We start from the raw sequence: 22,660 nt of genomic DNA on the forward strand, positions 1-22,660 counted from the left end.
GCTGCCGCATCACTGCAGCGGCGACGGCGGTAGGGCCTGCAGGATCGAATCCTCCCAGCCGTCGCGCAGCGCGGGCGCCACACTCATCCAGGTGACGATCTCGGCGGGCGGGCTGTCCTTCCACGAGGGGTAGTGGTCGGCGAAGCATTGCCAGCCGCCGTCCAGCGCCCAGTAGTGGATGACCTCGTTATAGCGGAACGTCGTGGTGAACGAACCCAGCCAGCGCTTACCGGTGCGTTCCGACCAGGGGACGTAGAGCCGCTCCAGTTCGCGGATGTAGTCGTCCTGACGCCCCGGCTTGGTCTGCATGATCTCCTGAATCACCAGCGGCGCAGTGAAATTGGCCTCACGCAGCTGGGCGAGGGTCTTGTTGCTGGGCCCGGGGTACATGATCCGGCCCTCCCCGGCCGCGCCGATGTCGGCCAGAAAGGCCGACCATTTCCCCGCCGCGGCCTCGTGACTGCCGCCGCGGGCCTGGGCGGCCCCGATCCGGGCGTAGTCGGCGAACCCGTCGATCTCCCAGATGATCGTCACCTGGGGCCAGTGACCGTTGTAGGGCGTGGTCTCCCAGATCGCGAACAGCCGCGCACCGAGCTCGTCCATCATCGGCCGGTAGGTGTCGGTGAAGACCTCGGTGAAGCATTCGCTTCGCCCGGAGCCGAGCGAGATGGTCTCGTGCAGATAGAGCAGCGTGTGCCGGTAGTACTTCTTCATCAGTCGAGCCGGACCAGCCCCGAATCACCGCGCTCACAGGTCGCCAGATCACAGAGCAGCGTCTCGGTGGAATAGACTGCGGCGCAGTCGATCCCGGCCGCAGCCAGCGCATGGCCCTTGAATCTGCGCGCGGCGGCGCTGGGCACGTACTGCGCCTTGGCCACCCCCCGATCCACCCGCAGGGGCCACCCGGAGGGCGCCCTGCCCCACAGAGCGACTTCGGTCAGCCGATCGTCGAGCGACGCGAGCACCTTGTCACGCACGCGGGCATCGGCGGCGAACGCCTCGGCGCTCACCGCCAGGCTCTGGCTCATCGAGCCCGGACCCGCCGCGGCGAAGTGATCCTCGAAGTCCACCCCCTGCACACCGAGGATCCGCAGGGACAGGGCGTCGCCGCCGCTCGGCAGCAGCACCGTCACCTGCCAGCCGGCCATCGCCCGGTCGTAGAGCCAACCTCCTGCCGACCGGACCACGTCGAGAGCGCTCACCGCGATGACGTCGAGCCGGTATCGCAGACACTCCCGGTCAGCACGGCCCGCTCGGGCGCCGACCCGGCTGCCTTCCCTGATGTCGAACGTTGACGTGACCATTGAATCCGTTCCTCACCGCCGCACCGAATCGGTGCATTGGCGTTTACCGCAACGCTTGTCCTGGGCTGGCGCCGCTAGCGCGACACATCGGACAGCGTGACACTTGCGAGCAAATTTGTAAAGGTACGACCGCTGGTCACGAGTCGCGGCGCGCCCGGAGTTCGGCGAGCACTTCTTCGGTGTGCTGCCCGAGTTCCGGTGCCGGAGAACGCGGTGCCCACGGTGTGCCGTGGAAATCGGCCGGCGTGGCCACCATCGGAACGCTGGATTGCCCGTCCGGGACGTCGACGATGCCGCCCGCGGCGTGGAATTGCTCGTCGGCCACGACGTCTTCGAGGCTGTTCACCGGCGACCAGAAGAAATCAGGCTCGGCGGCGAACGCCTGAGCCCACTCGTCGAGGGTGCGGGTGGCAAAGACCGCGTCCAGCTCGGCGATCAGCTCGACCGCGTTGACGAACCGCGAGTACGCGTCGCTGAACCGGGGGTCGGTCAGCCATTCCGGGTGGCCGACGGCGCGACACAGCGGGGGCCAGTGCCGATCGCCTTCGAGCCCGACGATCCAGAACCGGCGCCCGTCGGCGGTCGCGTAGTTGTTCATGCACGGGTTGCCCATCGATTCGCGTTGCCCGATCGCGATCGGCTGGCCGGTCAGCAGATAGGTGTTGAGGTCGAAGCTCACGGTGTAGGCGCCCTGGCGATACAGCGAGGTGCTCACCAGTTGGCCGGCGCCGGTGCGGGCGCGGGCGACCAGCGCCGCACACACGGCGGCCGCCAGCGTCATGCCGGCCGAATGATCGCCCATGCCGCCGCGCTGGAAGGGCGGGGTGTCGCCGGGCCGGGTGAGCAGGTGCGCGACGCCGGCGCGCGACCAGAAGGCGGCCACGTCGTAGGCGGCCCGGTCGGCGTCGGGCCCGGTCTCGCCGTATCCGGTGATCAGTCCGTAGACCAGGCGGGGGTTGCGGGCCGCGACCGACTCGAAGTCCAGCCCCAGCCGCTGTAGCGCGGCCGGCCGGACGTTGGTCACGAAAACGTCGGCGTCAGCGAGCAATTCGAACGCCGTTTCGCGCCCCGCCTCCTCCGCGAGGTCGAGCACGACGCTGCGCTTGGAGCGGTTGTCCATTTCGAAAGGCGGGTTCACCCCCAGGTCGCAGCCCAGCATCTTGCCGAACATCCGGCCCGGGTCGCCGTTCGGCGGTTCGATCTTGACGACGTCGGCACCCCAGTCGGCCAGGATGCCGCCGGTGGCGGGTCCGGCGACCCACACCCCGAGCTCGACAACCTTGACGCCCTCCATCGGTCCCGCCATGGCTACGTTCCTACTCCGTGCCGCCCCGGGGTCGGAAGCCGGGTTGCCGATCGATTTCCGCCCACGCGTCCTGGCAGCCAAAGCTATTGTCTGACGTGAGCAAAGGTTTGCTAAGGGTCGGGTGAGGTGGTCGAGTACTTCCTGTCGGGCGTCGTGGAGGCCCGTGTCGACGGCGCGAGGGCGGCGCTCGGTGGCCCGAAGCAGCGGTGTGTGCTCGCGGTGCTCTTGGCGAACATCGGAGCTGTCGTCAGCATCGACCGGCTGATCGATTCGGTGTGGGAGGACGACCCGCCGCCGAAGGCATTGGCATCGCTACGCTCCTACGTCGCCAACCTGCGCCGAACGCTGGGGCCGGCCGACGCTGCTGAACAGCGGTTGCAGTCGCGGCCCTATGGCTACCAGCTGAACCTGCTCGACGGGGATTCCATTGATCTGCACCACTTCGAACAGCGGGTGTCGCTGGGCCGGTCAGCCCTGCTGCGCGATGACCCCACGTGCGCGGTCGAGGCCTTCGGCGCTGCCCTTTCGTTGTGGCACGGAGACCCGTTCGGCGAGTTCACCTATCGAGACTTCGCCGCGCCCGACGCCTTGCGCTACGCCGAATTGCGGACCACCGCGATCGAGGCTCGCTTCGATGCTGCGCTGCGGCTCGGTTCCGGCACCGAGCTGATCCCGGAGATCGAGGCGGCGTTGGCGCAATACCCGCTGCAGGAGCGGTTGTGGGAACACCTGATGCGTGCTCTGCACCGCGCCGGTCGAACCGCCGATGCAACACGTGCATTCCATCGGGCCAGTGCCACGCTTGAGCGCGAGATCGGCGCCCGGCCGGGAGAGGACCTGCAGAATCTCTTCCGGCGAATCAGTGCGGAGCCGAACGAGATTCGGGATGAGTGGCCAGCGGGCCGGGCACGCGCCGCGTCCGGCCGGTTGGCGGTCCCGGGATTGGTCGGCCGCGACGCGGAACTTGGCGCGGTCCTCTCGACGGCCCGGTTGGCCGCCGCCGGCGTTGGCGGGCTGACCCTGATCACCGGCGAAAGTGGAATCGGGAAAACCGCTTTAGCACAAACTGTTGCGGACCAGGTCCGCGCGGACGACGTAGCCGTGTCGTGGGCCAGTCACCCCAGCGCCATCAAGCTGCCGCTGTTGTGGACCTGGATCCAACTCCTGCGACAGTTGGGCGCCGACCTGGGCGACGCCGGACGCCGGGCGGTAAAGCGGGCGGCGCCCGGGGTCGTCGACACACTTGTTCCCGAATGGAATGACATCGAACCGCTCGCGCCGTCCACTCGGGTCGCCGCGACGGGATTTGCGGTGGTCGAAGGTATCGTCACGGCGCTGGAGGCCCTGTCGTCGATCAAACCGCTCCTGATCGTCCTCGACGACCTGCAGCTGGCCGACGGCACCTCACGGAACGCATTGTCATTGCTGGCGGCGATGTTCCCCCGGGTACCGATTCAAGTCATCGGTACTTGGACCTATCACGGGGTCGATCGACCGGTGAACCGCTCATCGTTCGAGCGCCTGATCAGATCGAATGACACCAGCGTGGTGCACCTCAACGGTATCGACCGCGAGGCCGCCGCGCTGCTGGTCGACTCGATAGCCGGCGTCGCGACCTCCCGCGCCGTTACGGAACAAGTGTGGCAGCAGGCTGGCGGTAATCCCTTCTACCTCAAGGAGATTGCCCGCACTCTCCAGGCCGCCAGCGCCGGTCGAGGTGGAGCCGACATCGCGTCGTCCAACCTGTCTGACGCTGTGGTCGGCGTCGTCGGGCGCCGGCTGGCCGCGTTGGAACGGGCGTCCCGGCGCCTCGTCGCCGCGGCGGCGGTCATCGGCCCCGAGTTTGACGTCGCCGAATTGGCCGACGTCGTCGACTTGACGAGTTCCGCCGTGCAGCGCCGACTCCGCCCGGCCTACCAGGCCGGCTTGCTCGACGAAGTGCCCGGCCGGCCGGGTATGTACCGCTTCAGTCATGGACTTCTCCGCGACGCGCTGCTCGCACAGCTCGACACCACGGAACGCACCACCGTGCACGCCGCGGTCGCCACCGCGCGCGCGGCCGGGCTGGCGGCGGCCGCGTATGAAGACGGGATCGCCGCGGCCGATCACGCGTGGCGCGCCGGCACGGAGCTGCACCCCGAGACAGCCCTGGAGCTGCACGAAACGGTCATTCAGCGGGCCCTGACCCGCTCCGCCTACGACGACGTAGCCAGCCTCGCCGACCATGCGCTACAGATCTGTCGCAAGCTCCCGGCCAAACCCGAAGAGCTCGAACGTCAAGCCACCCTCTGGCTGCATCTGGCCGGAGCCAAGGGCATCCTCGAGGGCCAGACCAGCGCGGCCGCGGCGGATGCCGTGCAACGTGCCTTCGAGATCGGCAGTCAGGTCAAGGGCCGAAGCTTCTACGGGGCGATCGCGCTGCAATGCCTCATGCTGTGTGGGCACGGGCGCATCGACGAGGCGCACATCATTGCCAACGGGCTCCGGGAGCAATACGACCTGACAGGGGATCCCGATATCGGTGTCGTCAATGACTTCGCGCACATCATGGTGTATTCCCTGCGCGGTGATGTTGAAGCGCTCATCGCCACTGGCCGCCACATGATGGACACGTTCCCGCCTCCCGAGACGGTCACCGACCCGATGCACTTCTTCCACCCCCGGGTGTACTGCTGGATGGCGCTGGGCGAGGCGATCCGCGGGGACCGCGACGCAATGCGGGAATATCACCGACGGGCATTACATCTCGCACAGAGTCGCGGCGACGTATTCAATATCCTTGCGGCGAAGCTGACATTCGTCGAATGCGCCGCGATCCTGGGTGACGTCGAAGGCACCGCCGAACTGGCCGACGCCGTGGACCGCGAATTCTGTGCGGCCGGCGGCCAGCAGTGGGGGGCCGCGGCGAGGATCATCAGCGTGTGGGCACGCACCCTCGAGAACGGGGAGGGCGACCGCAACGCCGCGTTTGAGGCCTTCGGCGCGCTCACCAGTGACGGGTCCACCGCGATGACCCCCTTCTTTCTCGCCCTGCTGGCCGACATCGAAAATCACCATCGCCGGTCGGACAACGCCCGGGAATTGCTGGGCAGGGCGCAGCGCGTGGCCGATGCGACGGGAGAACACGCCTCCGACTCCCTGATCGCCGCAAGACTGGCCGGCCTGTCACGGGTAACCGACCGGCCGGGGTGAACGCTCAGCCGGGCGTGTCGGGTAGCGCCTCACGCCACTGGCGCCACACTGCCCGGTCGGTCATCAGGTCGAGCAGGGTCCCGAACCCGCTCGGGTAGACGAGCGAGACCAACCACTGCCGGGAATCGCCCCTGCTCACCCGGAACCCACCGCGGTAGAACTGCCGCAGCCATTTGATCGTCAGCTCGTCGCGGCGAAAGTCGAAGACCACCACCGGCTCACCCGAGGACAGTTTCGCTTTGAAATCGGTCAGGCCGAGCTCCTCGTCGACCCACTTCGAGTACTCCGAGGCAGTGCACCGCAAACTGGCGGCCGTGAGATGGAGCTCGACGTTGACCCACCACGAGTTGCCGCGGTTCTTCAACAAGTAAGCCTTGGTATGCGGTGGGGCACTCGCCATTTCGTCTGCTCCAATTCCAAGCCGGAATGTCGACCGGGTAGCCGCCCGGCGACCCGGCCCTGATCTGACCGAACGTCAACCTAATGGAGGCAGTTTGGAATTCGTTTGAAAACGGACGGTCCGACCGTCCTCGCCCCGTCGGAGGAACGTTCCAATCCAATTCCAACACCGGTGAGTAATTTTCCCGGCGGCAATGTGAAGAGGACGTGTCATCCCTGCCTCGGGTCTGGGGTTGGGCCGTCACGTGAACGCGGAAGGCTGGTGTCATGGCTAATTCGTTAGGGCAGAAGGTCGTTTTGGCATGCGCGGTCGCAGGGGTCGCAGCGAGCGTGGGCGCATGCTCGAGTGGCCCCAAGGTGGTGAGCAAAGGAGATGTCGCCAACCAGATCAGCACGAAGATGACGTCACCCAACGGACAGAAGCCCGAGTCGGTGACGTGTCCCGATGATCTCAAGGCTCAGGTCGGTGCGCAGACCAACTGCACGATGAAGGTCAACGGTCAAACCAGCACCGTCAACGTAACGGTCAGCACCGTCGACGGGAGCCAGGTCAAATTCGACATGGTCAACACCATCGACAAGAACCAAGTGGCCAGCCAAATCAGCGATCAGCTGACGCAGCAGTTCGGTTCCAAACCCGACTCCGTGACGTGCCCCGACAACCTGAAAGGCACCGAGGGCGCCACGCTGCGCTGCGAACTCGTCGACAGCGGACAGAAGTACGGCGTCACCGTGACCGTCAACACCGTGCAGGGCTCCGACGTGAACTTCCACTTCAAAGTGGACGACAAGCCCATCCAATAACGATGGCAGACAGGCGATGGCGGCTCCGCGCGACAGCCGTCGTGATGGTGGCGGTACTGACATGCGACGGGTGCGGCGGCAGGTCCACCCACTCCGCGACGGTGCCCACGTTCAACCCGGCGCCCCAGGTGCAGATCCACGGTGACGGTTCCGACCCGGCGAACGCGCTCGCCGCGAAGGCCATCGCCGACATCGAGACCTACTGGGCCGGTGAATTTCCCAAGCTGTACGGCCGCGACTACGCACCGGTCAAGGGCGGCTTCTATGCGGTCCGGCCATCAACCGGGCCACTGCCACCCTGCGCGGCGGCGGCCGACGACGTCGCCGGCAACGCCTTCTACTGCGCGAAAGCCGATGACGTAGCCTGGGACTCCGAAGGATTGCTGCCGAGCTTGCGTAAACGATTCGGTGATTTCGTCATTCCGGTGGTCCTCGCCCACGAGTGGGGGCACGCGGTCCAGGCCCGCGCCAACTTCACCGGACAAACGGTGACCAAGGAGATTCAGGCCGACTGCTTCGCCGGGGCGTGGGCGGCGCACGCAAAGGCCGACACGTTCAGGCCGAACGCCGACGAGCTGGATCAGGCGCTGGCGGGTTTCCTCTTCCTGCGCGACGAGCCGGGCACGGCGAAACAGGATCCCCGTGCCCACGGCAGCGGATTCGACCGTGTCAACTCCTTCCGTCGGGGCTTCGACAACGGGGCGGCGGCGTGCAAGGGTTACAACGACCGTGACCCGGTCGTCGTGGAGATTCCGTTCAACAACGCCGCCGACATGGCCGCTGGCGGCAATGCGCCATACGACGACATCGTCAACAATGTCCCAACAGACCTCGAGGACTACTACTCGCAGGTCTTCCCGCAGCTGACCGGCAGGCCGTGGGCCCCGCTGGCACCGGCCCGGCCATTCGCACCGGCGGGCCAGCCGGACTGTGCCGGTCAATCGACGGCCGGATATGTGCTGTTCTATTGCGTGCCTGAGGATTACGTCGGATTCGACAACGTCACCGCGATGCCGAAGATCTACGCTGAGGGCGGTGACTTCGCGGTCGCCACCCTGATCGCTACACAGTATGGACTCGCCGCGTTGTACCGCGACGGGCAAGATCCAGCCGACAAGAAAGTGTCGCTGCGGGCCGACTGTATGGCCGGCGCGTGGGCGGCAAGCATCCTCTTGCAGAACCGCCCCGAGAGCAATTACCGGCTCTCCCCCGGAGACCTGGACAAGGGTGTGGCCGCCCTACTGCTGTTCCGCGGCAACGGCGATGTGGCCCGACAGGGGCAAGGCGCGGCCCGGATCGACGCCTACCGCGACGGCGTCTACAACGGGGCCCAAGCCTGCATGGTTCACTGAACCGCCCCGCATCCGCCCCGCGGACCCGCCAGCGCTCGCCCTCTCTCACCGACCGGATGGCGCGCCTGGTCGGCGCCCTGATCTGCGGATCGATGATTCCGCACGCCCCGGTGCATCGGAATACATGCGGGCCCCGATGGCTCGCCACGGTAAGCCGCACAGGATGTGCGGTCTGCCGTTAACGCCAAACGAGAAGGAGTTGGTCTTCGTGGCGACAGTCTCAGGCAAAGCACTTCTGATCACCGGTGGCAATCGCGGCATCGGGCGGGCGCTCGCCGTGGAAGCATTGAACAGAGGCGCTCGGCGCGTGTACGTGGGTACCCGAAAGGCCTTGGCGGACAACGGTGATTCCCGAGTGACGCCGCTGACCCTGGACATCACCAACGCCGCGCATCGTCGGGCGGCGGCTGAGCAGGTCGATGCTCTCGACATCCTCGTCAACAACGCCGGCCTTGCTTTGTACGACGACTTGAGCGACCCCTCCGCGCTCCAACGACACCTGGAGGTCAACCTTTTCGGCACTTACGCCGTGATCCAAACCTTCTTGCCACTGTTGGTGCGATCCGCGGGATCGATCGTCAACAACCTTTCGGTGAACGCATTGGCCCCGTTGCCGATCATCCCGGCCTACTCCGTCTCGAAGGCGGCCGCGTTCTCCATGACGCAATCGTTGCGTGTCATCCTGGCGCCGCAGGGGGTGCGTGTTCATGCGGTGCTGACCGGGCCCGTGGACACCGAGATGACCCGCGACCTCGACATCCCCAAATCGTCGCCGCAATCGGTGGCGCAAGCCATCTTCGACGGGGTGGAGAACGACGACGACGAGATCTTCCCCGACCAGTTGTCCGGGTCGTTGGCCGCGGGCTGGGAGCGTGGCTCCGCCAAGGTGCTCGAGCGCCAGTACGCGGGTTTGCTCGGTGCGGACGACTGACCCGCTCCCGGCGCGTACCGGCTCGGCGCACAGAGGTCTAGCCTCACACCATGAGCCTGGTAGCCGGACGTGGTCCACTCAGCAGTGATCCGGCCGGGCGATTCTCACCCCCGCTGCCCGCCGACGTCGTCTTCATCGAGCCTCATCCGCGCCGCGTGCAGGCGTGGCGGGACGGGCGCCTGGTGATCGACACCGAAGGGGCGCTGATGGTGCACCGGCGGGGCCACCCGCTCGGCTATGCCTTCCGGGCCGGCGAGGTCGGCGACTTGCCCGCCGAGCCCGAGCCGGAAGCCCCGGGCTTCGTGCATGTGCCCTGGGACGCCGTCGACACCTGGCTCGAAGAGGGCCGCGAACTCGTGCACTACCCGCCGAATCCCTACCACCGCGTCGACTGCCGGCCCACCAAGCGGCGCCTGCGGGTCTCGGTCGCGGGCACCGTGCTGGTCGACACCGACCAGACCGTGATCGTTTTCGAAACGGCTTTAGAGCCAAGACTTTACGTTGACCCGGCGCACGTACGCACCGACCTGCTGAGCCGCTCACAGACGTCGAGCTACTGCAATTACAAGGGTTTCGCGACGTACTGGTCCGCGGGTGATGCCGACGACGTCGCGTGGAGCTACGCGGACCCGCCGCCGGAAAGCCTGCCCATCAAAGGGTTTCTCAGCTTCGACCCCACCCGAGCGGACGTCGTTGCCGACCTGCCAGGCGGCGATCAGTCCGCCGGTAGGTAGCCGACCGACTGCGCGAACAGGACTCGTTGGTGGACCTTCAATCCAAGGTGCTCGGTGAGCCCGGCCCTGTCACAGTTGTGAAACCAGGCCGCGAGGCCGTGGGCGGCGGCGAAAAGGTAGACATTCCCGGCGATCAGCCCGACGTCGACGTAGTAGTAAGACTTCTGCACTTCCGGGTCGTGAAGTCCCGGCTCGCCGAAGCCGGCGGTATGGGTGAGCCGGTCAACGTCGACGACGTAGATCAGCATCGCCGGGGCCACCGTGACGCCCGGCTCACCCGGCGTCAGGGCGCTGGCGCGGACATCGCCACCGGTGATGCGCGCCAAGCGATGACGGGGCCCGTCGTACCGATAGGTCCCATCGGCGAGTGCGACATACAGATCGATCTCTTGAGAGTTGCTGGCCGACGCCGCCGTGCGTCCCGGCGCACCGAACGGACCCGCTTCCCGATTGACGCCGTACGCTGACCACAGCAGGTCGGAGAGGTCCCGGATCGAGAGCGGTTCGGGACCGGATTCCCTGGTGGTCTTCCTCCGCATGAATGCGGCGACGATCGCATCGTCGGGGTCGCGGGCCGGGGCGGGAAGTGGCAGCCACCCCTCGTCAGCGGCGTTGCCGGCAACGGCTTCTCTTGCGGCGTCCATAGGTTGTCCCCCGAAATGCTGATGGCAGAAGGTGTTTCGGGACGAAACTAAGCGTTTCGGAACGCTATTCGCCGATGCCTTCGCGAAGCTAGAGCCTTTCGGCCCTTGTCCGCCTCGCCTAGCTCGCCAGCCCGACGATCGCCAGCATGAACAGCACCCCGCCAAGCGTGCAGGCCAGGGTCGCGGCGGTGCGGTGCCCGGCGTGCGCCCTCGGCAGGATGTCGGCGCTGGCCAGATACATCAGGAAACCCGCGAAAAATCCCAGATACACCTCGAGGAGGCGATGGGGAATCGTCACGGCCAGTGTGAGGGCGGCCCCGGCCACCGGTGCGACGGCGTCGGCGCCCAGCAGCGCGAGCGCCCTCCGCCGGTCGTTTCCATAGAGCGACGTGACGGTGTAGGTGTTGAAGCCGTCGGCGAAGTCGTGGCCAATCACCGCGACAGCCACCACCGCGCCCGCGGCGGCTCCCGCCTGAAAGGCGGCCCCGATGGCGAACCCGTCCATGACGCTGTGGCCGATCAGCCCCGACGCGGCGAGGATCCCGACGCCGGGCGCATCCAGATCACCGGCCTCACCCGACCCGTCACCGCGATGGATGCCGACCGTGTGCTCGATGACGTGCAGGACCAAGAAGCCGAGGACGAACGCGAGCAGCGGAGCCGGTACGCCGAAGAGGACCCAGTACTGCCGGCCCATCGCTTCCGGCAGCAGGTCGAAGGCCACCGCGCCGAGCATCAACCCGGCCGCCAACCCGAGCACCAGATAGCGGTAGGAACCGATACGCAGCGCGGCATAACCGCCCATCAGCGTGGTGATGAACGAGCCCAGAGCCACGAGAACAACCACTGCGGGCCTACCTCTCTGCGACCGGTACTCGGTGAAAAGGTAGCGCTCTCGGGGAAGGTTGGCGCACCTGAACGCGCCGAAGTCAGCCGCCGTAACTGGGCCGTCCCAGCTTGAGTTGATGTTGGGCGATCATGTTGCGGAATACTTCCAGCGTCCCGCCGTAGATCCCCAGCGGCAGCGCCAGCCGGTAAAGGTGTTCTGCCGCGCCGTCGGTCGCGGATCCGGGGGTTTCGGTGGGCAACGCCGACGCGGTGCCCAGGATGTCCATCAGGTCAGGGGTGATGTCACGCATCGTCTGCGCGATCGCGACCCGCCCAAACATTCCGGGTGTGGATAGCGCCGCTTCCGTCCGGGCGACGTCGCGCCCGAGCCGATATGTCACCGAGTCGTCGTCGAGCGGCCGCCGGCCGTCCGGTCCGGGGTGGGCGACGACCGCCGCGACGGCGTCGACGACTTCGGCCATCAGGTCACCGTGCGCCGACATCGCGGCAATGTATTGCAGGCCATGGTCTTCCGGATCCACGACGCCGTGCTCGGAGTCCAGCGCCGCGCGCATCACGGTCCAGCCGCCGTTGACCTCGCCGATCCGGTAGAGGTCGTCGACCCGGACGTCGCTGTAGTAGACGATGTTGGTGCGGTCACCGTCCAGGGTGCGGAGGCCTTGGATGTCGATGCCCGGCGAGTCGAGCGGCACCAAAAACATGGTCAGGTTCCGGTGTTTCGGGCCTTGCGGATCGGTGTTGGTGAGCAGGAAGACGTAGCGGGCGTTCTGCGCGTTCGACGTGAACATCTTGGAGCCATTGATAATCCAGCTCGATCCATCCGCTTCCCGAACGGCGCGCGTCTTGCACGTGGCGACGTCCGATCCACCCTCGGGCTCGGTGTAGCCCAGGCACAGCCGGATCTCCCCGGCGAGCACACCGGGCAGGACCCCGTCGGCGAGCTCCGGCGCCCCGAATTGGCGCACCAGCCGGGCGACGACGGACGTGGTGCCCCAGTGATACCACGGCGTATGGGCCCGGGCGATCTCGAGCTGGAAGATGCGGCGCCGAACCGGGCTGAATCCGCCCTCGGACTCCGGCTTCCAGTCCGATGCCAGGTAGCCGGCCTCGCCCAGCGCCAAATGCACGTGTTCGTCGAAGTTTTCGCCGAACTCCAGCTGCCGGTGCAGCACTTCTTCGGTCACGTGCTTCGCGATGAATGCGCGAGTCTCGTCGCGGAAGGCTTGGTCCTCGGGTGAGAGGTCGACGCGGGAGAAGTCCATCAGGCCGCGTCGATCACGTGGGTCCGGAACCGGTCGAGTGTCTCCAGCGCGTGGGCCATGCTGTCGCCGGGGAGGTGAACGCTCACCCATGTCACACCCACCTTGGCCAGCTTCTCCAGGCCGTCGAGGTAGGCGTCGGCGTTGAATTCGTCGCTGGCGGGGCTGCCGCCCTCGAAGTTGGTGAAGGTGACGTCGATCCCCGACCAGTCCCGGCCCGCGGCGTCGCACCGGCGCCGCAGATCGTCGATGCCGTCGGTGAGGCGTGCCACCGAGTCGATCACCGCCGTGCCGGCTGTCTGCGCCAGCTGCGGCGGGGCGGGAAAAGGGCACCAGCCGTCACCGTATTGCGCCACCCGCTGGCGCGCCGACGACGTGTTGCCGCCGATCCAGATCGGTGGATGCGGGTCGCTCAGGGGGCGGGGGTGCGCGGTGATCCCCCGCGCGGTGAAATGCCTTCCCTCGTAGGTGATGTCGTCGCCGGTCCACACCGCCCGGATCACCTGCAGGGCTTCCTCGAACAGCTCCGCCCGTTCGTCGTAGCTGACCCCCAGCGCGGCGAACTCCCGCTTGAGGTAACCGACGCCCACCGCGAGCGTGAACCGGCCACCGGAGAGCAGGTCCAGTGTGGCGCCGGACTTGGCCACCACGAACGGGTTTCGGTACGGCAGCACCACGATGTTGGGAATCAGCCGCAGCGTGCTCGTCGTCGCCGCCGCGAAACCCAGTGCGACGAAGGGGTCCAGCGCGTCATGCCCACCGGCCTCCAGCCACCGCTGCGACGGGGCCGGGTGGTCGGTGAAGCCGAACCCGTGGATGCCGGCCGCCTCGGTGGCCGCCGCCACCTTCCCGATGCCGTCCCCGCTCACCAGCTCCGCGTTGTACGGATGGCTGTGCATCGGGTGGGTGATGGTGAAGCGCATGGACGCGACCAGTCCGCTAGAACCGTGCGCGCGAATCGATGGCCGTGTCGGTGGTGCGCAGCGGCCGGATCAGCGCCTCCTGGGCGAACGAGCACAGCAGCTCGCCCTCCTCGGAATGCACCGTGCCGCGCACGTAGGACATTCCCGCGCCGACCTGGGTGCTTTCGTGGGTGTAGAGCAGCCACCCGTCCCAGCGCACCGGCTCGTGGAAGGCCACCGAGATGCTCATCGGTGCGGTGGACACGGTCAAATGCGCCTGGGCGGTGCCGATGCCGGGATGCGGCCGCATGGTGGTGGAGATCCCCAGGTGCCCGGTGAAGTACGCCAGCAGCGCCTTCGCGAGGTCGTCCCGGGTGGGGATCGGGTCGTAGTGCAGCCACGCGTAGAGCTCCGGCGGCCCGACCTCGTCGGGGCTGTTGACGTCGACCACATCGACCAGCCGAAGTTCCCGTCCGACCATCGGCATCGATGAGTGGACGGCCTCGGCGGGCGGGGCCACGTCGGGGCGCGGCAGGTGGTGGCGGATGACGTCACCGGTCGGCACGTCGGCCAGCACCGTGATGCTCAGGCAGCGCCGACCGTTCTGGTGCACTGCGACCACCGCGGTGGCGGTGGTCCGGCCCTCGGCGACGACGTCGAGGACGAGTTCGATCGGCGGGCCGACGGCGACGGCGCGGGAGAAGACGGCGTGCGCCGAGCGCACCGACTTGTCCGGGAATCGTTTGGCCACGGCGACAATCGCCTGCGCGAGCACCTGGGTGCCTTCCACGACCTGCCGTTCGTCGCCGACGGCGATGCCCGTGTCGCCGATGTACCGGTCTTGCCTGTCGGGGCGCACGTCGAACAGATCCAGCAGGCCCTGCACGGTCCACTCGGTCTGCTCAGATTCCTCGGAAGCCATGGTCAATTCGCACTCCACCTCTCGCGCCGGCAGCTCACGGCCCAGCGTGACACTTTGCCTAGGATTTGTAAAGCTTGGCTAACAACACCGATCCCCCGGTTGCGCGATTGACACCGGTACCCGCGGTGCCTGACACTTTGGCGGTGTTTTGTAAAGCGGGAGCTGGGGTGAAGGGCATCGGGGCATGATTCCCGAACCGCTGGCCAACGGCTTCTGCTTCGGCGAGGGGCCACGCTGGTTCGAGGGCCTCCTGTGGTTCTCCGACATGCTGGGCGAGGCGGTACACACCTCCACCATGGGCGGGTCCCTGACCACGTTGCCGCTGCCCGGGCACGCCCCGTCGGGCCTGGGTTTCCGCCCCGACGGATCGCTGCTGATCGTCTCGGCCGAGGACCGCACCGTGCTGCGTTACGACGGTGAAACCGTCGACACCATCGCCGATCTCGGCGGCCTGGCGCCGGCCGATCTCGGCGACATGGTCATCGACGACGCGGGCCGCGCCTACATCGGATGCCAGGCGCGAAGCGGCGGCGCGATCATCCGGTTGGATCCCGACGGCCCCGCCACGGTCGTGGCCGAGGACCTCGACTTTCCCAACGGCATGGTGATCACCCCGGACGGCCGAACGCTGATCGTGGCCGAGTCGGTCGGCCGGCGGCTGACCTCGTTCACCGTCGGCGCCGACGGCGGGCTGACCGGCCGGCGCGTGTTCGCCGACGGCCTGGACGGGCCACCCGACGGCATCGCGCTCGACGCGGACGGCGCGGTGTGGGCGGCGATGACGCTGGCCCACCAATTCGAGCGGGTCGTCGAGGGCGGCGCCGTCACCGACCGCATCGACATGGGCGAGCGCGTCGCCATCGCTTGCGCGCTCGGCGGCCCGGAGCGCCGGACGCTGTTCTTGTTGTCGAGCACCGAGGCGTCCCCTCAGCGCCTGATCGGCACCCGCCTGTCGCGGCTGGACGCCGTCACGGTGACCACTCCCGGCGCCGGCCTGCCCTGAGGAAGAGGTTGACGATGTCGGACTCCTACTACGAGCTCATCGACGGCACCGACCCGTTGGGAGAGAAGTTCCGGGCCACCGACCTGGCGCGGGGTACCTGGTCGGCGTCGATCCAGCACGGCGGGCCGGTGTCGGCGCTGCTGGTGCGGGCGCTGGAGCGCTGCGAGCAGCGCGAGGACACCCGCCTGTCCCGCGTCGTCATCGACCTGCTGGGCGGGGTGCCCGCCGAGGGCGACCTGTGGGTCAACGCGCAGGTGCAGCGCGGCGGGAAACAGATCGAACTGGTCAGCGCCGAGATGCTGGCCCCCGGCCCCGATGGCCGGCCCCGGCCCGTGGCGCGCGCGAGCGGGTGGCGGTTGCAGACGCTGGACACGCGGGCGCTGGCCCACGCCGCCGCCCCGATGCCCGGGCCGCGCAGCGAAGCGCGCAACCGCAACCTCAAGGCGCGGGAGTGGGACCGCAACTACGTGCACAGCCTGGACTGGCTGTGGCTGACGGAGCCGCTGAGCAAGGGCCCCGGCGAATCGTGGATCCACCCGACCGTGGATCTGGTCACCGGCGAGAGCATGACACCGCTCGAGCGCCTGTTCGCGGTGGCCGACTGCGCCAACGGCATCGGCAGCAAGCTGGACATCACCCGGTGGACGTTTCTCAACACCGACCTGGCCGTGCACGTGTTCCGGGTTCCGGACGGCAACTGGATCGGCATCCGCGCCGAGACCAGCTACGGCCCGGACGGTGTCGGCACCACGATCGGCACATTGTTCGACGAGCAGGGCGCGGTCGGCTCCATCCAGCAGTCGGTGCTGGTGCGGCCGCGCCCGGGCAAGTCTGGCCGGGAAGCGAAATAACGGTGAACCACTTCGTAGAGTTGCACCTATGAGCCGGCCGGCCCAGACCGCGGAACACGACACCTCGACGCGTCAGCGCATCCTCGACGCCACCGCCGAGGTCCTCGGCCGCAACGGCAAGACGAAGCTCAGCCTGTCCGACGTCGCCGCCCAGGCCGGGGTGTCCCGCCCGACGCTGTACCGCTGGTTCGCCTCCAAAGAGGAACTGCTGTCGGCCTTTTCGGCCTACGAGCGGCAGATCTTCGAAAGCGGCCTGGTGCGGGCGACCGCGGGCCTGAAGGGGGTCGACAAGCTCGACGCGGTGCTGCGGTTCATCGTCGAATACCAGCACTCCTACTCCGGTGTGCGCATGGTCGACGTCGAGCCCGAGCACACCATCGCCCAGTTCTCGTGGGTGATCCCGCAGATGCGGGAGGGCCTGCAGCGGCATATGCCCGGGCCGAACGCCGCGGTGAAGGCGGCGACCGTGATCCGGATCGCCATCTCGCACTACATCGTCCGCAGCGACGACGCGGACCAGTTCCTGGCGCAGCTGCGGCACGCGGTCGGAATCAAGGGCGGCTCCTGATCAGTCGAGCTGGACCGCGACATTGACGCGGCCCTTCTCGTCGCGGCTGGCGATCGCGTGTCCGGTGCGATCGGCGCCGTCGAAGTTGAGCAGCGTGATCGGCCCGCCCTCGCCGAGAAAGTTTCGCCACCATGTCTTGCTATCGGGCGACATGACGTGGATGACGACGCCGTCGCCGGAGCGGCGGTACCCGACCGGGGTCTGGATCGTCTTACCCGAACGCCTGCCGACGTAGCGAATTTTGATCAGCCCGCGTCGTACCAGCGGTCCGACGACGGGTGCATCGATCATGCCACCGAATAGATTGTTGACGATTCCGACAATGGGCGTGTTGAAGATTCCGGATGCCATGGATCCCAGCGTATGTCGGACGGCGCAAGTCCGATCAGTCGAACAGCACGGCCGCGTTGAGATAGCCCGTCGGATCCAACGCGGCCTTGATGGTCCGCATCGCGGCGATGTCCGCGGACTCCCGGGACATGCCCAGGTAATGCCGCTTGCGCGTGCCGACGCCGTGCTCGGAGCTGACGTTGCCGCCGGACCGCGCGATGAGCTCCATCATCGGCTCGTACAGCGCATGCTCCCGGTCGGCCGGGCAGCGCAGCACGTTGAGGTGCAGGTTGCCCTCCCCGACGTGGCCGAACAGCACCGGCAGCGCCTCCGGGGCCTGCGCGCCGATCAATTCGCCTGCCTCCCTGGCGAATCCGTCGATGGATGACAGCGGCAGGGAGACGTCGAACTTGAGCGGCGGCCCGTATACGCCGAGCACCTCGGCGAGCGACTCCCGCACCCGCCAGAGCCGTTGCTGCGCGGCGACATCCACGCCGACGGCGGGCTCGGAGCACATCCGCGCGTCGTCGAGCAGCTCGGCGAGCCGTTCGGTCTGGTCGTGGTCGGCGGCCAGCTCCACCAGCAGCAGCCAGTCACCCTCGACCGGCGAGCCCACCCCGAGGTGCTCGCCGGTCAGCGCGGCGGCACGGCCGTCGATCATCTCCAGCGCGGCGATGCCGTCCGCGTCCCGGAAAGTCCGGCCGGCGTCCACCAGAGCGTCGAGCCCGGCGAACCCGCACAGCGCGGTGACCCGCCGCGACGGGGTGGGGTGCAGCCGCAAGTCGAGGGCGGTGATGACGCCCAGGGTGCCCTCGGCGCCGACGAACAGCGCCGACAGGTCGTAGCCGGTGTTGTCGCTGCGCACCCGGCTGTGCCGGCGCAGCAGCGACCCGTCGGGCAGCGCCACCTCAAGGCCGACGACCTGTTCGCCCATGTTGCCGTACCGGACTGTGCGCAGGCCGCCGGCGTTGGTCGAGGCCATCCCCCCGACCGTCGCGGTGTCGCGGGCCGCCAGGTCGACCCCGAACACCAGGCCCGCGGCGCCCGCGGCGCGCTGCACCGCGGCCAGGGTGGCGCCGGCGCCGGCGCGGACGCGGCGCTCGAGGGTGTCGACGTCATCGACGGCATGCAGCCGCTCGGTGGACAGCAGCACGTCGTCGTGTTCGGGCACAGTGCCCGCCACCAGCGAGGTCCGGCCGCCCTGCACCGTCACGTGCGCTCCAGCGTCCCGGCACACCCGCAGCGCCTCAGCGACCTGCTCGGCCGAACCCGGGCGCACCAGCGCGCTGGCCCGCCCGCGGTAGCGCCCGGTGTGGTCGACACCGCGGCCCGCGAGCACGTCGGGATCGGTGACCACGTGGTTGGACCCCACCACATCGGCCAAGCGGCGCAGCATGCTCGCCGTTATAGCACCGCGGCTAGAACTGCTTGTGCGGCACGTCGCACACGAGCCCGCCGTCCATGACGAATTCGCTGCCGGTGGCATAGGACGACTCGTCGCTGGCCAGAAACAGGATGAACGTCGAGACCTCGCGCGACTCGGCCGGGCGGCCGAGCGGAATGGTCACCATGTCGTCGGGTAGATGCTTGGTCATCGGGGTGCGGATGAACCCGGGGTGCACGGAGTTGACCCGGATGTTGTGCCGCGCCAACTCCAGGGCCGCGGACTTCGCCAGGCCGCGTACCGCCCACTTGGAGGCGACGTAGGGGTGCACCATCGGCGCGCCGCGCAGCCCCTCGATCGAGGACACGTTGATGATCGAGCCGCCGCCCGCGGCGATCATCGGGTCCACGGCCACCCGCATGCCCAGGAAGGTTCCGGTCAGGTTGACGTCGATCACCTTCTGCCACTTGGCCAGATCGAAACTCCGCAACGGGCCGAGTGCGACGGTGCCGGCGTTGTTGACCAATACGTTGAGCTTGCCGAATTCGCCGACCGCGGTCTCGACGGCGGCGTCCCACTGATCGGGCTGCGTGACGTCGAGGTGGACGTAGCGCACCGAGTCGCCGATCTCGTCCGCCACCGCCTTGCCCTCGTCGTCGAGGATGTCGCCGATCACCACCTTGGCGCCCTCGGCCGCCAGCAGCCGCGCGTGCTCGGCGCCCATCCCGCGGGCACCGCCACTGATCAGTGCGACTTTGCCTTCTACCCGTCCCACAGGGACTCCTTTCGATTTAGGTGCTCACCAAAGTGGTTGGTGCGTAAAGGCCTTTCCCGGTCACCAGCGGCAGGTCGAGCGTGGTAAGGATGCCTGGCGGCGCGGCGATCACCGCGGGAATCGCGTTGACGATGCGCCCGGCGGCACCCACGATCGCGGCGTGGTTGTGGTCGCCCTTGCGGCTGCTGGGAACGATGTCCACGGCGTAGGAGGGCTCGCCGGTGATCTCGACGCGGTAGGAGCCGCCACCGGCGGCCGGCTGGGCCCAGTCCGGTCGCAGGTCGGGCCGCAGCCGGGTGATGTGCTCGATGACGACGGCCGGCCGCCCGTTGGACATGCCCCGAATCTCGAATTGCAGCGCGGCCATGGTGCCCTTGGCGACGTGCCCCACCGCGATGTCGAAGTCTTCCGGCGCCGGCTCGCGCTGGTAGGACTCGGTGATCTCGTCGACCTCGATGCCCAGTCCCGCCGCCAGCTGACGGATCGCCGTCCCCCAAGCGATGCCGAGGATGCCCGGCTGCAGCAGCATCGGCACCTCGTCGAGCGGCCGGCCGAATCCCATGTAGTGCATGACCTCCGCGCCGTCGTAGGTGGCGTAATCGGCGATCTCCATGCAACGCACCTGTTCGATGCTCTGACAGGTGCCCGCGAGCGCGAACGGGATGAGGTCGTTGATGAACCCGGGGTCGACGCCGGTGATGAAGATACTCGAATTGCCTTGCCGGGCAGCGTCTTCCACGCGGTCGATGTACTTGTCGGGCATCACGCCCCACGGGTATTGCAGCAGCCCCGGCGAGGACCCGACGACGTTGACGCCGGCGGCCAGGATGCGCATGACGTCGGCCATGGCATCCGGCAGCCGGGTGTCGCCCATGGCGCAGTAAACGACGCACTCGGGCTTGGTGGCCAACAGCGCATCCAGGTCTCCCACGGCCGTGACGCCGGTGACGACACCGGGTTCCAGGCCTACTCCGCACAGGTCGCCGGCGTCCCGACCCACCTTCTCGGGGGTGGACACGCACACACCCGTCAGCTCGAACTGCGGGTTGGTGATCAGCTCGGTGAGGGCCAACCCCCCGACGTTTCCGGTACCGACGTGCGCGACGCGGATCGCCATGGGAGTCTCCGTTCGTTGAGCGCTCAAACGTTTCTAGACACTAGTCCATAAAAACCGTGGCACATACCGGCGGACGGATCGCCGCGGCCCAGGCAGAATAGCTCGCTGATGACACAACGAGAAGACGTCCGGTTCTCGTCCGGCGGCGACCTGATCAGCGCATGGCTCTACCGTCCGGCCGGCGACGCGCCCGCGCCGTTGTTGGTGATGGCGCACGGGCTGGGCGGGGTGCGCAGCATGCGCCTCGACGCCTACGCCGAACGGTTCAGCGCGGCCGGGTACGCCTGCCTGGTGTTCGACTACCGCAATTTCGGCGACAGCGAGGGCGAGCCGCGCCAGGTGCTGGATGTGGGCCTGCAGCTCGCCGACTGGGCCGCCGCGGTCACCTACGCGCGCACCCTGCCGGGCATCGACACCAATCGAATCGCCTTGTGGGGCACCTCTTTTGCCGGCGGCCATGTGATCGCCACGGCGGCCCGGCTGCCGGGCATCGCCGCCGCAGTCGTCCAATGCCCCTTCACCGACGGCATCGCGTCGGCGCGCACGATCAGCAACCCGCTGGTCTTTGCGCGGGTCGGCCTCCTGGCGGCACGTGACCTGGTGGCCGCCCGACTGCGCAAGCCTCCGGTGATGGTGCCGACGGTCGGAAGACCCGGGGACGTCGCGTTGATGACCACGCCCGACGCGTACCCCGGCTATCTCAGGCTCGTGCCCGAAGGTGAGGAACTGACCAACGAGGTGGCGGCCCGCATTGCGTTGACGATCATGGCCTACCGCCCCGGCCGCGACACCGCGAGAATCCCCTGTCCGATCCTGTTCTGCGTGTGCGAAGCCGACTCGGTGGCACCGGCGGCGCCGACGCTGCGCTACGCGGCCAACGCCCCGCACGGCGAGGTCAAGCTGTATCCCGAAGGGCACTTCGCGATCTACGTCGACGAGGCGTTCGACCGTGTCGTCGCCGACCAGCTCGCCTTCCTCGACAGGCACCTGAAAGGCGCGGGGGCCTAACTAGGGGCGATCGCGAGCGCGGCGGAGCCGGGCGAAGCGGGTCGCCCCATCGGAACTGGGGGCGATCGCGAGCGCGGCGGAGCCGGGCGAAGCGGGTCGCCCCGTCGGACCTAGGGACCCAGCGGGGAACTGGTGCGGATCGCTTCGTCGCGGATCAGGCCGCGCAGCAGCGCGGTGCTGAATTCGGCGGCGATCTCCTTGGCGCTGCGGCGCCCGCTCGGCCGCAACCACCGGTAGGCGCCGAGCGTCATGCCGATGTACCCGAGCGCCAGGACGTGGGAGTCGCACTGGTAGAACTCGCCGCTGGCGATCCCCCGGTCGATGAGGCCGTGCACGTGCTCGTAGACCTGGGTTTCCTTCTCCCTCACCGCGGCGACCTGTTCCTCGGTGAACCACTCGGTGATGTAGGGCTGCTCCTGGAAATACACCGCGGCACCCTCGGGATTGGCGGCGATCTGGTCGAGCAGGCGCACGGTGTACTGGTAGAGCGCCTCCCGCGCCGTCATCGAGGGATCGTCGTGGACGGCGGCCAGGGTGCGCTCGGCCGCCTGCTGGTAGATGTCGTAGAGGATGAGGGACTTGCTGGCGTAGTAGTGGTACACCGTCGCCTTGTTCAGCCCGATCACGTCGGCGACGTCGTCCATCCGGGTGCCGTGATAACCGCGCGCGGCGAACAGCTTGGTGGCCACAGCCAGCAGCTCCTCGCGGCGCGTTCGTCCGTTCTCGGATGCCATCGGTACTCGCTATCGTCATTACCCGTCCGTTGCCGGGATGCCGGGGTCGGCCAATTATCAATCAACTGGTTGGACAGTTTAGGCAAACGCCAGGTGTCGCCCCGACGAGGATGGGACTAGACTCGCCGTCAAAGCTCAAGTCGCGACTGGAGGGGTGGCCTCATGGATCCGAGTCCGGACTACGACGCTAGCGACGAGATCGAGTTCTTCTTCCGCTACGTTCCGTGGGGCCTGCGCGGGGTGGTCGACGGCAACGGCTACCCGCCGCCCGCCTACCCACCCGTCTAGAGCT

General features: G+C 67.9%; 24 protein-coding genes. 10 read left to right on the forward strand and 14 right to left on the reverse strand.

The genetic code is table 11. The features are described from left to right. Positions 1-9 precede the first annotated feature (9 nt). The 3 genes from C1737_RS17795 to C1737_RS17805 form a co-directional block, all read right to left on the reverse strand. On the reverse strand, positions 10-714 hold the full coding sequence (locus tag C1737_RS17795) for an NIPSNAP family protein (protein WP_068091511.1): 705 nt from the start codon (positions 712-714) through the stop codon (positions 10-12). Further along, positions 714-1,304, reverse strand: a complete 591-nt coding sequence (locus C1737_RS17800; RefSeq protein ID WP_102419058.1) for a hypothetical protein — start codon at positions 1,302-1,304, stop codon at positions 714-716. Before C1737_RS17800 ends, C1737_RS17795 begins: the two co-directional genes overlap by 1 nt. 136 nt (positions 1,305-1,440) lie before the next feature. Further along, positions 1,441-2,610 (reverse strand): CaiB/BaiF CoA-transferase family protein, encoded by a 1,170-nt coding sequence (locus C1737_RS17805; protein ID WP_102419059.1) that lies wholly within the window; start codon positions 2,608-2,610, stop codon positions 1,441-1,443. Positions 2,611-2,736: 126 nt separating this feature from the next. Here C1737_RS17805 and C1737_RS17810 point away from each other — a divergent pair, with 126 nt between their 5' ends. Further along, complete coding sequence (locus C1737_RS17810; protein WP_102419060.1) at positions 2,737-5,802, forward strand: AfsR/SARP family transcriptional regulator; 3,066 nt, start codon at positions 2,737-2,739, stop codon at positions 5,800-5,802. A 4-nt stretch (positions 5,803-5,806) separates the two neighbouring features. Here the strand turns inward: C1737_RS17810 and C1737_RS17815 are convergent, their stop codons facing one another. Beyond that, a complete protein-coding gene (locus C1737_RS17815) occupies positions 5,807-6,202 on the reverse strand; it encodes a hypothetical protein (protein ID WP_067922715.1) in 396 nt (131 codons plus the stop codon). Between the two features lie 266 nt (positions 6,203-6,468). On the opposite strand from C1737_RS17815, the gene C1737_RS17820 reads away from it, so the two are divergent. The 4 genes from C1737_RS17820 to C1737_RS17835 all read left to right on the forward strand — a co-directional run bounded on the left by C1737_RS17820 (position 6,469) and on the right by C1737_RS17835 (position 10,022). Continuing rightward, positions 6,469-7,005 carry a DUF4333 domain-containing protein gene (locus C1737_RS17820; protein ID WP_067922716.1) on the forward strand — a complete coding sequence of 179 codons (537 nt, stop codon included), beginning with the start codon at positions 6,469-6,471 and terminating at the stop codon, positions 7,003-7,005. Positions 7,006-7,007: 2 nt separating this feature from the next. Next, complete coding sequence (locus C1737_RS17825; RefSeq protein WP_068091523.1) at positions 7,008-8,357, forward strand: neutral zinc metallopeptidase; 1,350 nt, start codon at positions 7,008-7,010, stop codon at positions 8,355-8,357. A gap of 208 nt (positions 8,358-8,565) precedes the next feature. Further along, positions 8,566-9,288 (forward strand): SDR family NAD(P)-dependent oxidoreductase, encoded by a 723-nt coding sequence (locus C1737_RS17830; protein WP_369807534.1) that lies wholly within the window; start codon positions 8,566-8,568, stop codon positions 9,286-9,288. Between the two features lie 50 nt (positions 9,289-9,338). After that, on the forward strand, positions 9,339-10,022 hold the full coding sequence (locus C1737_RS17835) for a DUF427 domain-containing protein (protein WP_102419061.1): 684 nt from the start codon (positions 9,339-9,341) through the stop codon (positions 10,020-10,022). Here C1737_RS17835 and C1737_RS17840 read toward each other — a convergent pair. The 5 genes from C1737_RS17840 to C1737_RS17860 all read right to left on the reverse strand — a co-directional run bounded on the left by C1737_RS17840 (position 10,004) and on the right by C1737_RS17860 (position 14,598). Further along, positions 10,004-10,666, reverse strand: coding sequence for a nitroreductase family protein (locus C1737_RS17840; protein WP_102419062.1), 663 nt, complete (start codon positions 10,664-10,666; stop codon positions 10,004-10,006). The two genes, C1737_RS17835 and C1737_RS17840, sit on opposite strands and share 19 nt — an antisense overlap. Before the next feature lie 118 nt (positions 10,667-10,784). Beyond that, complete coding sequence (locus C1737_RS17845) at positions 10,785-11,513, reverse strand: ZIP family metal transporter (RefSeq protein ID WP_102419063.1); 729 nt, start codon at positions 11,511-11,513, stop codon at positions 10,785-10,787. Between the two features lie 82 nt (positions 11,514-11,595). After that, a complete protein-coding gene (locus tag C1737_RS17850) occupies positions 11,596-12,777 on the reverse strand; it encodes an acyl-CoA dehydrogenase family protein (RefSeq protein WP_102419064.1) in 1,182 nt (393 codons plus the stop codon). Then, positions 12,777-13,697, reverse strand: coding sequence for an LLM class F420-dependent oxidoreductase (locus C1737_RS17855; RefSeq protein ID WP_068096726.1), 921 nt, complete (start codon positions 13,695-13,697; stop codon positions 12,777-12,779). Before C1737_RS17855 ends, C1737_RS17850 begins: the two co-directional genes overlap by 1 nt. Positions 13,698-13,713: 16 nt before the next feature. Next, entirely contained in the window at positions 13,714-14,598 is an 885-nt protein-coding gene (locus tag C1737_RS17860) for an acyl-CoA thioesterase II (protein WP_102419065.1), read from the reverse strand. 184 nt (positions 14,599-14,782) lie between these two features. On the opposite strand from C1737_RS17860, the gene C1737_RS17865 reads away from it, so the two are divergent. The 3 genes from C1737_RS17865 to C1737_RS17875 are packed head-to-tail and all read left to right on the forward strand — an operon-like array spanning position 14,783 to position 17,020. Then, positions 14,783-15,601: an SMP-30/gluconolactonase/LRE family protein gene (locus C1737_RS17865; protein ID WP_102419066.1), complete on the forward strand. Its 819-nt coding sequence runs from the start codon at positions 14,783-14,785 to the stop codon at positions 15,599-15,601. 14 nt (positions 15,602-15,615) lie between these two features. Beyond that, positions 15,616-16,452 carry a thioesterase family protein gene (locus C1737_RS17870; protein WP_102419067.1) on the forward strand — a complete coding sequence of 279 codons (837 nt, stop codon included), beginning with the start codon at positions 15,616-15,618 and terminating at the stop codon, positions 16,450-16,452. A 28-nt stretch (positions 16,453-16,480) separates the two neighbouring features. After that, positions 16,481-17,020, forward strand: a complete 540-nt coding sequence (locus tag C1737_RS17875; RefSeq protein WP_102419068.1) for a TetR/AcrR family transcriptional regulator — start codon at positions 16,481-16,483, stop codon at positions 17,018-17,020. Here C1737_RS17875 and C1737_RS17880 read toward each other — a convergent pair whose 3' ends face one another. The 4 genes from C1737_RS17880 to C1737_RS17895 are packed head-to-tail and all read right to left on the reverse strand — an operon-like array spanning position 17,021 to position 20,626. After that, positions 17,021-17,371: a hypothetical protein gene (locus C1737_RS17880; protein ID WP_068092968.1), complete on the reverse strand. Its 351-nt coding sequence runs from the start codon at positions 17,369-17,371 to the stop codon at positions 17,021-17,023. A 34-nt stretch (positions 17,372-17,405) separates the two neighbouring features. Continuing rightward, positions 17,406-18,746, reverse strand: coding sequence for an FAD-binding oxidoreductase (locus C1737_RS17885; RefSeq protein WP_102419069.1), 1,341 nt, complete (start codon positions 18,744-18,746; stop codon positions 17,406-17,408). Between the two features lie 22 nt (positions 18,747-18,768). Next, the gene (locus C1737_RS17890) at positions 18,769-19,509 is read right to left on the reverse strand and encodes a glucose 1-dehydrogenase (RefSeq protein ID WP_067919184.1); all 741 of its coding nucleotides are present in this window, start codon (positions 19,507-19,509) and stop codon (positions 18,769-18,771) included. Positions 19,510-19,525: 16 nt separating this feature from the next. After that, entirely contained in the window at positions 19,526-20,626 is a 1,101-nt protein-coding gene (locus C1737_RS17895) for a diacylglycerol kinase (RefSeq protein ID WP_102419070.1), read from the reverse strand. 108 nt (positions 20,627-20,734) lie between these two features. Between C1737_RS17895 and C1737_RS17900 the strand changes: the two genes are divergently transcribed. Further along, positions 20,735-21,634 (forward strand): alpha/beta hydrolase, encoded by a 900-nt coding sequence (locus tag C1737_RS17900; RefSeq protein ID WP_102419071.1) that lies wholly within the window; start codon positions 20,735-20,737, stop codon positions 21,632-21,634. Positions 21,635-21,744: 110 nt separating this feature from the next. Here C1737_RS17900 and C1737_RS17905 read toward each other — a convergent pair whose 3' ends face one another. Then, a complete protein-coding gene (locus C1737_RS17905) occupies positions 21,745-22,368 on the reverse strand; it encodes a TetR/AcrR family transcriptional regulator (RefSeq protein WP_067919179.1) in 624 nt (207 codons plus the stop codon). Positions 22,369-22,530: 162 nt separating this feature from the next. Here C1737_RS17905 and C1737_RS17910 point away from each other — a divergent pair, with 162 nt between their 5' ends. Continuing rightward, on the forward strand, positions 22,531-22,656 hold the full coding sequence (locus tag C1737_RS17910; RefSeq protein ID WP_007167223.1) for a hypothetical protein: 126 nt from the start codon (positions 22,531-22,533) through the stop codon (positions 22,654-22,656). Positions 22,657-22,660 lie beyond the last annotated feature (4 nt).

Origin of the sequence: Mycobacterium sp. 4858 (assembly GCF_900240975.1) — a bacterium.
In the GTDB taxonomy this organism is placed as follows: Bacteria; Actinomycetota; Actinomycetes; order Mycobacteriales; family Mycobacteriaceae; genus Mycobacterium.